At 64.9% G+C, this 11,825-nt stretch carries 9 protein-coding genes; 3 read left to right on the top strand and 6 right to left on the bottom strand.

Annotated elements, in window-relative coordinates:
* Window positions 1-213 precede the first annotated feature (213 nt).
* Window positions 214-2,892: an EAL domain-containing protein gene (locus TSA1_RS30965; protein ID WP_100179634.1), complete on the top strand. Its 2,679-nt coding sequence runs from the start codon at window positions 214-216 to the stop codon at window positions 2,890-2,892.
* A gap of 123 nt (window positions 2,893-3,015) precedes the next feature.
* Here the strand turns inward: TSA1_RS30965 and TSA1_RS30960 are convergent, their stop codons facing one another.
* A complete protein-coding gene (locus TSA1_RS30960) occupies window positions 3,016-3,288 on the bottom strand; it encodes a hypothetical protein (RefSeq protein ID WP_245448449.1) in 273 nt (90 codons plus the stop codon).
* A gap of 263 nt (window positions 3,289-3,551) precedes the next feature.
* Here TSA1_RS30960 and TSA1_RS30955 point away from each other — a divergent pair, with 263 nt between their 5' ends.
* The gene (locus TSA1_RS30955; RefSeq protein ID WP_100179632.1) at window positions 3,552-3,761 is read left to right on the top strand and encodes a hypothetical protein; all 210 of its coding nucleotides are present in this window, start codon (window positions 3,552-3,554) and stop codon (window positions 3,759-3,761) included.
* Between the two features lie 44 nt (window positions 3,762-3,805).
* On the opposite strand, the gene TSA1_RS30950 is transcribed toward TSA1_RS30955, so the two are convergent.
* The 5 genes from TSA1_RS30950 to TSA1_RS30930 all read right to left on the bottom strand — a co-directional run bounded on the left by TSA1_RS30950 (window position 3,806) and on the right by TSA1_RS30930 (window position 10,596).
* Window positions 3,806-5,302: a sugar ABC transporter ATP-binding protein gene (locus tag TSA1_RS30950; RefSeq protein WP_100179631.1), complete on the bottom strand. Its 1,497-nt coding sequence runs from the start codon at window positions 5,300-5,302 to the stop codon at window positions 3,806-3,808.
* A complete protein-coding gene (locus tag TSA1_RS30945) occupies window positions 5,299-6,393 on the bottom strand; it encodes a hypothetical protein (protein ID WP_100179630.1) in 1,095 nt (364 codons plus the stop codon). Before TSA1_RS30945 ends, TSA1_RS30950 begins: the two co-directional genes overlap by 4 nt.
* Window positions 6,390-8,507: an ABC transporter permease gene (locus TSA1_RS30940; RefSeq protein ID WP_100179629.1), complete on the bottom strand. Its 2,118-nt coding sequence runs from the start codon at window positions 8,505-8,507 to the stop codon at window positions 6,390-6,392. Before TSA1_RS30940 ends, TSA1_RS30945 begins: the two co-directional genes overlap by 4 nt.
* Window positions 8,508-8,583: 76 nt before the next feature.
* Window positions 8,584-9,600, bottom strand: coding sequence for a sugar ABC transporter substrate-binding protein (locus TSA1_RS30935; protein WP_100179628.1), 1,017 nt, complete (start codon window positions 9,598-9,600; stop codon window positions 8,584-8,586).
* A gap of 24 nt (window positions 9,601-9,624) precedes the next feature.
* Window positions 9,625-10,596 (bottom strand): ABC transporter permease, encoded by a 972-nt coding sequence (locus TSA1_RS30930; RefSeq protein ID WP_100179627.1) that lies wholly within the window; start codon window positions 10,594-10,596, stop codon window positions 9,625-9,627.
* Window positions 10,597-10,837: 241 nt separating this feature from the next.
* Between TSA1_RS30930 and TSA1_RS30925 the strand changes: the two genes are divergently transcribed.
* Window positions 10,838-11,800, top strand: coding sequence for a helix-turn-helix domain-containing protein (locus TSA1_RS30925; protein ID WP_100179626.1), 963 nt, complete (start codon window positions 10,838-10,840; stop codon window positions 11,798-11,800).
* The last annotated feature ends 25 nt before the right edge of the window (window positions 11,801-11,825 follow it).

Here is an 11,825-nt window from a genome sequence, read left to right as displayed (position 1 = left end):
ACAGGCGTTCTCCCGCGCAAGGATCTCGCTCCTCGGGACCACGGGCTTCCTCAACCGCCGGGAACCGCGAGTTACGCCAGTTGCGCCCGGAACTCATTGACGGGATTAGCTTCTTTGCAGTCGCAACGATCCCGTTAAGGTCGAAGACACCAAGTGCTTTTACGTGTCCTTCGCGTCTCTGTCCTAGCCTTCCATGCGGTTGGGACAATCTCGATGGGCTTCTTCGCGCGGATTCGTGACGCATTCGTGGTCGGCGATACGACCGATCCGCTCGGACGTTCGCTGCTCGTCGAGCAATTCCGGGTGCTGCGCGAGCAGGTGCCGGTGCTCTACGCCGTTCTTCTGGTCGACAGCATCAGCGTCGGCCTTTTCCTCCCGGTCACGGTGTCGGCCTGGCTGAGATTTGCCTTGCCGGCCGCGCTGCTTGCGATCTGTCTGTTTCGGCTGGCGCAGTGGCTCCGGCTCAAGAAGGCCGACTTCACCGCGGAGGAAGCCTATCGCGAGCTCGCAAGGGCCCGTCTCGCCACGGTGGTGATCTGCTCCAGCTTCGTGATCTGGATCCTTGCGCTGTTCATGGCCGTCGACCCCGGCCTGCGCGCGCCGGTTGCCCTTCTCATCTTCATGGGATGCGTCGGGACCGCCTACTGTCTCGGCAGCTTCCCGCCGGCGTCCCGGCTGACGATGCTGATTGCCGGTGCGCCCGTCGCCACGCTCCTGCTGCTCTCCGGCGACGGGATGATGATTTCGGTCGGCATCAATCTGCTGGCGTTGCTTGCTCTGCTCGCCCGGATGATCAACACCAATTTCCGCTCCTTCGTGAAGATGGTCGAGACCCACGAACGGCTGGCCCTGGAAGGTGAGCGCGCGCGGGCCGCGGAGCAGACGGCGACGGCGTTCGCGGAGCGCTTCGATCGGGCGCTCAACAACATGTCCCAGGGGCTGTGCTTCTTCGACGCCGATCAGCGCCTGATCGTCTGCAACCGGCAGTATCTCGAGGTCTACGATCTGGACCCGAAACTGGTCCGGCCAGGCATGAAGCTGAACGACATCGTCGATCTCCGCTATTCGGTCGGCAGTGCACCGAAGATGGAGAAGACGGATTATCTGCTCTGGCGCAACAGCGCGCCGGTGATCAGCGAAGATTCGGATACGACCGTGGAGCTGACCAACGGCCGGATCGTGCGGATCCGGCATCGTCCGATGGAGGACAATGGTTGGGTCGCCACCCACGAGGACATCACGGAGCGACATCGCACCGAGATGGCGCTTGCGGAAGCCGAAGCCTCTTTCCGCCTCCTGTTCGAAGAGAACCCGCTTCCGATGTGGGTGGTCGATGCAAAGACGCGTCAGCTCATCGCCGTGAACGGTGCGATGTGCCGGCACTATGGATATTCCCGCCAGGATCTTCTCGCCATGTCCGAGCATCAGCTCGCCTATGGCGAACCGCAAGCGGCGGCCGGACGCGACTGCGAATTGCACAGGACGGCCGACGGCGAGGTGATCGAGGTCGTGATCGAATCCCGGCCGCTCGCCTATGAGGGGCAGTCCGCCCATGTCTGCGTCGCCTTCGATGTGACGGAACGGAACCGGGCGCAGCAGAGGGTCAGCTACCTCGCGTGTCACGACGCGCTCACGGAGCTGCCGAACAGGGCCGCCCTGGACGAGCACCTCGGCGCCGCGATCGAGCGGGCGGAGATCACCGATGGCGCCTTTGCCGTGCTCTGCATCGATCTCGACCACTTCAAGGAGATCAACGATCGTTTCGGCCATGCCGTCGGCGATGCCGTGCTACGCGAGGCCTCGCGGCGCCTGCAGCGGGCGGCGCAAGGATCCTATGTCGCTCGCGTCGGCGGCGATGAATTCATCGGCATCACCGACCAGTCGCCGCTGCCGGCAACCGCGGAGCTGCTCGCCACGAGGATACGGGCTCAATTCGAGCAACCGATCGAGGTCGATGGCCATGTGCTGAAGATCGATCTCTGCGTCGGCGTCGCGCTTTATCCGCGAGACGCCGACAATTCCGTGTCGCTGCTGGCGAATGCGGACGCCGCGCTGTATCGCGCCAAGCACGAGGGCAGGGGAGCCGTCCGCCTGTTCACCGGCGCGATGGACCAGCAGCTGCGGGACCGCCGCGCGCTGGAGCACGATTTGCGGATGGCCGTCGAGCGGGGCGAGCTTTATCTGGAGTATCAGCCGCAGCAGCATCGCGACGGCACGCTGACGGCCTACGAGGCGCTGGTGCGCTGGCGGCATCCGGAGCGCGGGATCATCGCCCCGGGCGAGTTCATTCCGATCGCGGAGCAGAGCGGCTCCATCGCGCAGATCGACGATTGGGTGCTGATGGAGGCGTGCAGGGAAGCGGCATCATGGGGGCAGCCGCTGCGGGTGGCCGTCAACGTCTCGGCGGCGCAGTTCCGTCGGGAAAATCTCGACCGGCAGGTCCGCCGGGCGCTGCGCGACAGCGGGCTTGCGGCCGCACGTCTCGAGCTCGAGATCACCGAGGGCGTCCTGATCGAGGATATGCCGCGCGCCAAGCGGACGATGCAGTCGCTCAAGGCGCTTGGCATCCTGATCGCACTCGACGATTTCGGAACGGGATACTCGTCGCTGTCATATCTCGAAGCGTTTCCGCTGGACCGGATCAAGATCGATCGCTCCTTCGTCGTCTCGCTCGGCCAGAGCGAGCGATCGCTCGCCATCGTGCGGGCCGTGATCGGCCTCGCTCATGGTCTCGGAGTGCCTGTTCTGGCGGAAGGCATCGAGACCGACGCCCAGATGTCGCTCCTGGTGCAGGAGGGCTGCGACGAGATGCAGGGATATCTGATCGGGCGGCCGCGGAGCCTCGTGCCTCCGAGGCCGGGCAAGAATGCTTCCAGACGCGCGGCGTCCTGATCGGCGGGCGCGGCGAAAGGCGCCCAAAGCGCGATGAATTTGGATGAATCATCGACGCGCGTTAGGTTGTTGTTTGCGCATGATCTTTCTGGAAAACCGCTTCGCACTTTTCCGGATGATGCTTTAGCCAGCCGGATCGGTCCGATCGCAATGCGGGCATCGGCCGTCCGCGGCGATCGCGAGTTGGCGACCGATCTCGTCCCTGAGCGCGTCGGACTCGTGGGCGGTGCCATCGCTCTTCAGGATTCGCTTGGCGCGTTCGTAGGCATGGCTTTCGGCGGCGTCGTCGCCGACGCGGATGATCACCTCGTCGTGGAAAGGGCAGATCGTGGTTGCACGAGTCGTCTCGAGCGCGTAGCGGACGGCTGCGGTGAGATCGTCCAGATTGGCGGACATCATGGCTGCTCTCCTGATCGAGGCGGTCCAGATGGTGGCCTGTTGCCGGCGACGCGCGGTCGCCGAACCCCGTGTTTCGAAGCGGCACCCGGAGTGCCTAGGAGTCCGGGTTCCGCTTCGTCCGACACCGGACAGCGCGCCCGATCCCAAGCAGATCATAGGCGCGGCAAGGCGATGCGCTTTGACCCATCTCAAACCTGGGAAAGGTCCGTAAGTGATCGTCCGCAATTTCGCCGGCCGGAGTTTTGGAGCATGAAGGAAGCATGCACCGCCAGATCCTTTTCAGGTGCCCGCGCACCGGCATGAACGTCCAGCATCGGATCGATGACGTGCGGTTCGAGAGTTCCGAGCCGGCGGACAGCTATGTGCCGGTGAGATGTCCGGCCTGCATGTCGCTGCACTTCGTCAACATCACCTCCGGCAAGCTGCTGAGCGAGCGAAACGGGCCCGTCGAAAGGGCGCGCTCGGCCTGATCCGTCCACCTCGCCTGGGCCGCGCTGCCCCGAGCGGAGAAGCGTCAGTGGATCGCCGCGTACATGATGGCTTCCTCCGTGGCCTCCAGCGCGGAGAACTCCTCGACCACCTTGCCTTGCCTGCAGACCAGGATGCGGTCCGACAGCGCCATGATCTCGGGCAGGTAGGAGGAGATCACGACCACCGCCTTGCCCTTGTCGGCCAGCGAATTGATCAGCTCGTGAATCTCGACGATGGCGCCGACATCGACGCCCCGCGTCGGCTCGTCGAAGATGATCAGCTCCGGATCCTGGATCAGCGATTTGGCGATCACGACCTTCTGCTGGTTGCCGCCGGACAATTCGACGACCTTGGCCTCGTCGCCGATGGCGCGCACCTTGAGGCGCTCGATCCAGGACTTTCCGGTCGCCGTGCTTTCGCGCCGCGACAGCCAGGCACGTCCCCTCGGAAACTTGGCGAGCAGGCCGAGATAGATGTTGCGCGCTATGGACGCGGTCTCGAAGAACCCTTCGACCTTGCGATCCTCGGTCACGTAGGCGATGCCGGCCTGCACGGCCGGCGCGGGGACGCGGTAACGGACCGGCTTGTCGTCGAGGATCACCTCGCCGCCGTGGAAGAAGTCGCGCTTCATGACGCCTGCGACGATCTTGAACGTCTCGGTGCGGCCCGCGCCGACGAGACCGAAGACGCCCGTGATCTGGCCCGCAAATACCGACAGCGAATTGTTCTTCACCATCGGCGCCATCTTCAGGTTCTGCACCGTCAGCACTCGCTTGCCCGAGGGGCGGACCGTCGCCTTGCGCGCGCCGTAGAGCGTGTTGGAGAGATCCCGCCCCACCATCGCCTGGATGATGCGCGCCCGGTCGAACCGGGCGGCGTCGGCGGTCACGACATGCCTGCCGTCGCGCAGCACCGTGATGCGGTCGGCGAGCAGCAGCGCTTCTTCGAGGGCATGGGAGATGAGGATGATGGAGACACCGCGCTTCTTCAGGTCCTTGACCAGGTCGAAGAAGTATTTCTTCTCCTCCGGCGTCAGCGTCGCGGTCGGCTCGTCGAAGATGATCACCTTCGCCTTGTGCAGCACGGCACGTGCGATCTCGACCATCTGCTTCTTGGCCGCGCCGAGGCCGCCGACCGTCGCGGTCGGCGTCACGTCGAAATTGAGCGATTGCAGGAATTGCTGGGCCGCGATGTAGATGCCGCGCAGGCGGTTGTAGAATTTCTCCTGTCCGAGGAACAGGTTCTGCGCCACCGTCATGGTCGGCACCAGGCTGTTCTCCTGGAACACCATGGCGATGCCGAGGTTGCGCGCCTCCAGCGGGGTCTTCGGGGTAACCTCGACGCCGTCGACGCTCATGCCCCCCGAGGTCAGCGTCACGACGCCGGCCATGACCTTGGTCAGCGTGGACTTCCCCGCGCCGTTCTCGCCGACGAGGGCGTGGATTTCGCCGCGTCTGAGGTCGAAATCGACGCCGTCGATGGCGGGCACGCCGGCGTAGAGCTTGGTCGCCTTCGACAGCGACAGGACGAGGTCGTTCATGCGCTGGCCTCCTCGCCGAAGGAGGCCAGCGGCAGCTTGATGACGCGCCCGGGCCCCTTTGCGATCACGACGAGGTCGCCTCCGAATTCGACCGCGGCCACGATGCCGTGGTTGACGCCGTCGGCCCGGCTATGCAGCGAATAGCGCGGCAGGCCGTCGGCTCCAAGCCGGATGACGAGACCATACGACCGCGGCGGCGCCCAGGGCTTCATCACGCCCATGGTCTTGATGTGCGCGCCCTGCAACGGCTCCTTGAAGGAATGGCCGGACCGCAGGCGCGGCGCGACCCAGAACTCCGGGTCGATCTCCGCGATCATGCGGCGGCGATAGGCCGGCTCGCGCAGCACGAACTCGACGAGCTGGGTGCGCGCCGTGAAGGCGGTGAGCCAGAAGCCGCCGCCGCGCGCCGGCGACAGCCGGGACGGGTAGACCGGCAGGTGCCGCAGCACATCCTTGCAAGCTCCGTCCGGTGCGATCGAAACCAGGCGATGCCGCCAGCTTTCGCTGACGAGCACGCTGCCGTCGCCCGCGATCGCGCCGAACGCGTAGCCCAAGCCGCCGGCAAGCTGCGTGATGGCGCCTGATTTCGGATCGAGCCGCAGCACTCGGCCGGTCTTGCCGAGCTCCATCAGATCGCGCGCCCAGTCGCCGACATCGTGCAACGACGATCCATCGGTTGCGATCAACGTGCCGTCGCTCGCGGGAGCCAGCGCATTGACGGCGTGCAGCCCTTGCGAAAATGTGGCCGCCGGCGCTTCGGCCGTGGCGTTGTCATAGAGCCGGACTTCCGTGCCGCCAAGCGCGACAGCCAGCCCTCCACCAGGCAAGGAGGCCAGCGCTGAGATCGGCCGCTCGAACGCGCGAACCGTCGTTGCCGAATGTCCGCTCAGCCGTGTCAGCCGCACGCCGTCGGCAAGGAGCAGCGACGTGCCGTCCGTCGTGAGATCCTCCGGCGCCTCGCATTCGAGCAGGATGTCCGCCTGCTCGAGCGCCTGGTTGGGCTTCAACGCTCCGTCGAACGACGGGACGGTGATGGCCGCCTCGCCACGGCCGAGGAAGCGGTTGGCGAATTCGCTGATGGCGGCGATCATGACGACTTCCCCCAGCGCTTGTCGTACTGCACGAAGTCGGGATCGGCATTGTCGAGCTTGAAGCGGCCGATCCGGTTGTTGGCGATGCCGCCGAGATAGAGATAGCCGCGATGCTCGCGCATCGAGGTGATCATGGGATGATTGAGGCCCTTGAGGTCCCAGAACGACTCCAGGATCTTGCCCTGCTCGTTGAACTTGACGACGCAGCCGGTGTTGATGTTCGGGAACAGCCATTCGTCGACCGGCACGCGCTTGGCCATGCGCCGGCGGAAGCCGGGCATCTTCCAGGCGAGATCGAGCGAGGGGCTGCGCATGCCGACCAGCGCCAGCCAGTAATTGCCGTCCGAGGCGAGGTTGATGTTGTCGGGGTAGCCCGGCAGATTGTCCATGACGATCTCGACGTCGCCCTTTTTCGAGCCGGCGAACCAGTAGCGCTTGATCGAGCAGCCGAAGGTTTCCGCGAACAGGATCGATTGCCCGTCGCTCGCGACCGCGACCCCGTTCGGGAATTTGAGGCCGCGCAGCGCGGTGTGGGTCGCGCCCGTCTTTGTGTCGTAGCAGATGATGCGGCCGTTGCCGCGCGCTTCCAGTCCGTCGACCGGCCATTCGTCCATCTCGTAGCGAACGGTGGCCTCGGAGAAGAAGATCAGCCCGTCGTCGGTGATGTCGAGGTCGTCGGCGAGCCGCAGGCGGCTGTCGTCGTTCACGGAGTAGAGGCTGCGGTTGGTCTCGTCGGTGGCCTTCTCCACGGTGCCGTCGGGCTTGATACGATAGAGGCCCATGCCGCCGATGCAGACATAGAGATTGTCCTGCTTGTCGAACGCCATGCCGAGCGGCTGGCCGCCGATATGGGCGAACACCTCCATCCGCTCGTAGTCCGGCGGAAAAAAGCGGATGATGTCGCCGTGCCGCGATCCTGCATAGAGCACGTCGTTGCGATCGAGGATGACGTCCTCCGGCGCTTCGATCCGGCCGAGGCCGATCAGCGAGACCTCGCGCAGCCTGTCGTTCTGCTCGAACGGGCCGCCCTTGCCGATCTCGGTTGGCGGCGGCGGCGGCAGCGCATGGTAGGTCGGGGCGACATAGACCTTGCTGATGATGCGGGTGCGGTTCTTCTGCCAGCGGATGTCGACCATCGCGGCGACCAGCAGGATCGACGCCAGCGCCATGCGGTTGACGCCGCCGCGCGCGTTCATGGCGGTCAGGCCGTTGGTGACGAGCAGGACGATGAGCACGCCGACCATGGACTTGACGACCGAGCCCTTGCCGCCGCCGAGCGTGATGCCGCCGAGCACGGTTGCCGTCAGCACGATCACTTCCAGGCCGACGCCGATGTCGCCGCCGACCGTGCCGAGCCGTGCGGCGAAGAACAGCGCGCCGATGCTGGTCAGGACGCCGCTCGCGACATAGCAGAGCGCGATGGTGCGGCGGACGGGAATGCCGGAATTGTAGGCCGAGCGCCGCGATCCGCCGATCGCGGTGATGTGCCAGCCGGGCCGCAGCCGCGTCAGGAAGACGTGACCGAAGATCGCGATCACGATGTAGACCAGTGCGACGCTGGGGATACCGAGCACGGTTCCCCCGCCGATGAAGTCCCATGACGGGATATCGGGAAAGGCCGACGCGATGGCGTTGGAATAACGCTGGATCAACAGATCGTAGGCCGAGCGGTAGATGATCAGCGTGATCAGTGTGGTGATGAAGGCACGCAGCCTGAGATATCCGATCAGCACGCCATTCACGGCGCCGAGCAGCCCGCCGACGATCATGGTGACGACCACCACGGCGGGGACCGGCCAATTGAGCACGTCGAGCAGATAGAGCGCGCAGAAATCCGTCAGTGCGAAGATCGATCCGACCGACAGGTCGATGCCGCCGACGATGACGACCAGCGCCATGCCGAGGCCGATGAAGCCAATCTCGCCGGCCTGCCGCGCGGTGTCGGCGAGGCTCGCCGGGGAGAGGAAGTGCTCGAGCGAGCGGCTGAGCGCGAAGCCGACGATCAGGAGCAGGATCACCGGAATGGCGGTTTCGGTCCATCGTTTGGACAGGATCTCACCGAGGAGATGGTCCGGCCAGTAGCGATATCGGAGCCTCGTCAGTGTCTCGCGCATCTGCCTTCCGCTGATTTATGTGCAAGGTTGCGCGTTCCACACCCGAAGGCGCGGAACGCGCAGCTTTCTTGTGCGATCACTTCTTGAGATCGGAGAGATTCCAGCACGCTGTCTGGGTGTCGGCGTTTTCCTTGGTGATCGGGATCAGCGTCGTATATTCCGAGCCTTTGACCGAGCCCGGCTTGGCGCCCGACGACAGCAGCCACTTGATGGTGCCGGCCATTTGCGCGGCCTGCGTCGGCACGTCGTAGCTCATGTTGAGATCGAACGAACCGTTCTTCACGAGCTCGCATGCGCCCTTGCGCTCGCCGCCGCCCGATGTCGCCAGGAACACCTTGCCGGTCAGGCCGGCTTCCTTGATCGCGGCGGCGGTGCCGATGTCCATGCCGTCCCAGAAACCGACGATGCCGCAGAGATCCGGATTCTGCTTCAACACGGTCTGGGTGATCGCCTTGGCCTTGGCCGCATCCCAATCGGCGGCCTGGCTGGAGACCACCTTGATCTCCGGGTGCTTGGCGAGGATGTTCTCGACACCCTTGAGCGTGTAGGCGCTGGCGGCCGCGGAGAGCGCGCCCTGGATGATGGCGATCTTGTTGGACTTGCCCTGGCAGGCCTTCACCACGCCCTCGGTCTGGCGCTCGCCGATCTCGATCCAGTTGGCGCCGACGAAGGCCGAGCTGCGATAGGCCGAGCCCATGTTGATCTGGATGACGTAGATGCCTTCGTTCTCGGCGCGCTGCAGTAGCTTTGCGTAGGTCTGGACGTCGGGATTGTGGATCACCATCACTGCCGGCTTCTCCGAGATCAGCGAGGTGACGGCTTGCGCGCCCGCATTCGTATTCCAGTTGGGATCGCGAATGACGAACTTGACGCCGAAGGGCTCGAGCTCCTTCTTGAGCCCCGCATACCAGCCTTCGGTGAGGTCGAAATTCATCGCGACCGGCACGTAAGCGACGGTCTTGCCGGCAAGTGCTTCCCGGAAGGTCTTCTGAAACGGCTCGTCGAGCCCTTGCTGGGCGAGGGCCGGGACGGTGCCGGCCGAAAGCGCCAGTGCGGCGAGACTTCCAAGCGCGAGCTTGTGCATGCAGGTCATTGTCTTCCTCCTTGTTGGGGCAGATCAGATGTCGCCCTGTTGGGCCGTTTCTTCGTTGCGTGGATTGAGGAACGTGTCGGTGATGACGGCGATCAGGAGCACGAGGCCCTTGATGAGGTTCTGGCCGGCATAGGGGATGTTCAGGATCGTCATGCCGTTCAGCATCGTCCCGATCAGCAGCGTGCCGATGATGACGTTGACGACACCGCCGCGTCCGCCCGACAGGCCGATGCCGCCGAGCACGACGACGAGGATGACGTCGTAGATCAGCGTGGAATTGAAGATGCGGGTCGGCATGGAGTTGACGGACGCCGCCATGACGAGGCCGGCAAAGCAGCCGATCAGCGCGGCGACGACATATTGCAGCACGATGATGGGCCGTGAGGGGATGCCGGTCACGCGCGCCGCGAACGGGTTGTCGCCGATCGCGTAGATGTAGGCGCCCCAGCGCGTCTTGCGCAGCAGGACGAAGACCACGACGCAGGCGATCGCGAACATCACGATCGAGGTGGGGATGCCGAGAATGCTGCCCTGGCCGAGCCGCTCGAAGCCGGCCATGCCGTCGCTCCATTGCACGACGTCGAGCTGGAACAGGGCGGCCTGGCCGAGACCGGCGACGAACAGGCCGGTCGCCAGCGTCGCGAACAAGGGCGGCACTTCCGCATAGGCGATCAGCCAGCCGTTGACGAGGCCGATCGCGATCGCCAGCAGGCCGGCCGCCAGCAGTGAAGCGGGCAGCGAATGGCCGTTCTGCACCATCTGCAGCACGAGGCCGCCGGGGACCGCGAGGGCGGCGATCAGCGACAGGTCGATGCCGCGGCCGATCACGACGATCGCCATGGCGAGGCCCAGGATGCCGAGCACTGCCACGTTCTGCAGCAATGTCAGCATGTTGTCGGCGGAGAGAAATCCGTTCAGGAAGATCGAGAAGCTCAGGAAGAGTGCGGCGAAGACCGCAAACACGATCTCCTGTTGGCTGATCCGAACGCGCTTCATCGCTTGCCATCCCCGGATCGGCATCGCGCGTACGGGATCGCCGTCCCGGCGCGCGCTTGCCTCCCCCCGTCCCAAGTTTGTTTTGCGCTTGATAGGCGAGAGACCTCGATGTGGCTTGCGTCAACGCGCAAACCTTTTGCGCTGGCGCGCAAAGAGTCTTGCGCCAAGCTGACAGGAACCTAAGATCGGCCGGCAGGCTTTTGTGCGCCGCACAGACAAACCTCGCTGCAACGGGCCGCCGATGGATCTGGTGTTCACGACCGAGGAGCTGGACCCGGCCAAGCGCTTTGCCGCCTGGCAGGATGCGATCTGCGACCACTACGTTCATGTCGACGTCAACGCGGTGAAGCCGGCCGACTATCAGGGCTTTATCCGTGAGGCGCAATTTGGCCCTGTCACGATGAGCGACGTCTTCCTGTCGGAGCAGCGCATCTCGCGGCGCGAGCGGCACATCGCCAAGCTCGACAAGGATTGTTACTACGTCCAGTTTCTGCAACAGGGCAGCATGGACGTGCTCCAGGCCGGCCAGACCCTGGTGACCAGCCCGGGCATCGGCGCGATCTTTTCGGCTTCCGACGCTTACGATCTCGAATGCTCGAACCAATTCCGGTCGTTGTATCTGGAAATTCCGCGCAAGGAATTTTCGTCGCGTTTTGCCGAAGGCAAGATGCCGCTCGCAGCGACGATCGCGACCGGCCGGGGCCTCGGGCGGATCGCCGCCGAATTCTGCGCGCTGCTGGCCTCGGAGGCCTCGAGCCTGGAGGAGACGGCGCGAGGCCGGCTCGGTCACGAGCTGATGGACGTCCTGGCGCTTGCGCTCGACATGGGCGACAAGGACGAATTCTCGGAGGATGCCACCGCACGGAACGCGCGGCTGCGCTCCGTCAAGGCCTGGATCGAGGAGCACCTCACCGACCCGGATTTGTCGCTGGAGAAGATCGCCCGGAGCAACGGCGTCTCGCTCCGGCATCTGCATTATCTGTTCCGGTCGACCGAGATGTCGGTGTCGGAATGGATCCTGAACCGCCGCCTGCAGCGCTGCTACGACGCGCTGATGCGCCCGGAGCTGCGTGCGCTCTCGGTGACCGAGATCGCCTATCGGCTGGGCTTCAGCAGCTCATCGCATTTCAGCACGGTGTTCCGCAGGAAGTTCGGCCACAGCCCGTCCGAGCTGCGCCGGCGGCAGACGACGTCGATCGAGTAGGGCGCGGGGGTCGCGCGCCGAGCCG

This window comes from Bradyrhizobium nitroreducens (assembly GCF_002776695.1).
Lineage (GTDB): Bacteria > Pseudomonadota > Alphaproteobacteria > Rhizobiales > Xanthobacteraceae > Bradyrhizobium > Bradyrhizobium nitroreducens.
This window is presented reverse-complemented; position numbering and strand designations above follow the sequence as displayed.

Excerpts from the sequence above, each read along its gene's own strand:
- TSA1_RS30925 (WP_100179626.1), top strand. The coding sequence starts at position 10,838 with ATGGATCTGGTGTTCACGACCGAGGAGCTGGACCCGGCCAAGCGCTTT.
- TSA1_RS30945 (WP_100179630.1), bottom strand. The coding sequence starts at position 6,393 with ATGATCGCCGCCATCAGCGAATTCGCCAACCGCTTCCTCGGCCGTGGC.
- TSA1_RS30965 (WP_100179634.1), top strand. The coding sequence starts at position 214 with ATGGGCTTCTTCGCGCGGATTCGTGACGCATTCGTGGTCGGCGATACG.
- TSA1_RS30940 (WP_100179629.1), bottom strand. The coding sequence starts at position 8,507 with ATGCGCGAGACACTGACGAGGCTCCGATATCGCTACTGGCCGGACCAT.
- TSA1_RS30950 (WP_100179631.1), bottom strand. The coding sequence starts at position 5,302 with ATGAACGACCTCGTCCTGTCGCTGTCGAAGGCGACCAAGCTCTACGCC.
- TSA1_RS30930 (WP_100179627.1), bottom strand. The coding sequence starts at position 10,596 with ATGAAGCGCGTTCGGATCAGCCAACAGGAGATCGTGTTTGCGGTCTTC.
- TSA1_RS30955 (WP_100179632.1), top strand. The coding sequence starts at position 3,552 with ATGCACCGCCAGATCCTTTTCAGGTGCCCGCGCACCGGCATGAACGTC.
- TSA1_RS30935 (WP_100179628.1), bottom strand. The coding sequence starts at position 9,600 with ATGACCTGCATGCACAAGCTCGCGCTTGGAAGTCTCGCCGCACTGGCG.
- TSA1_RS30960 (WP_245448449.1), bottom strand. The coding sequence starts at position 3,288 with ATGTCCGCCAATCTGGACGATCTCACCGCAGCCGTCCGCTACGCGCTC.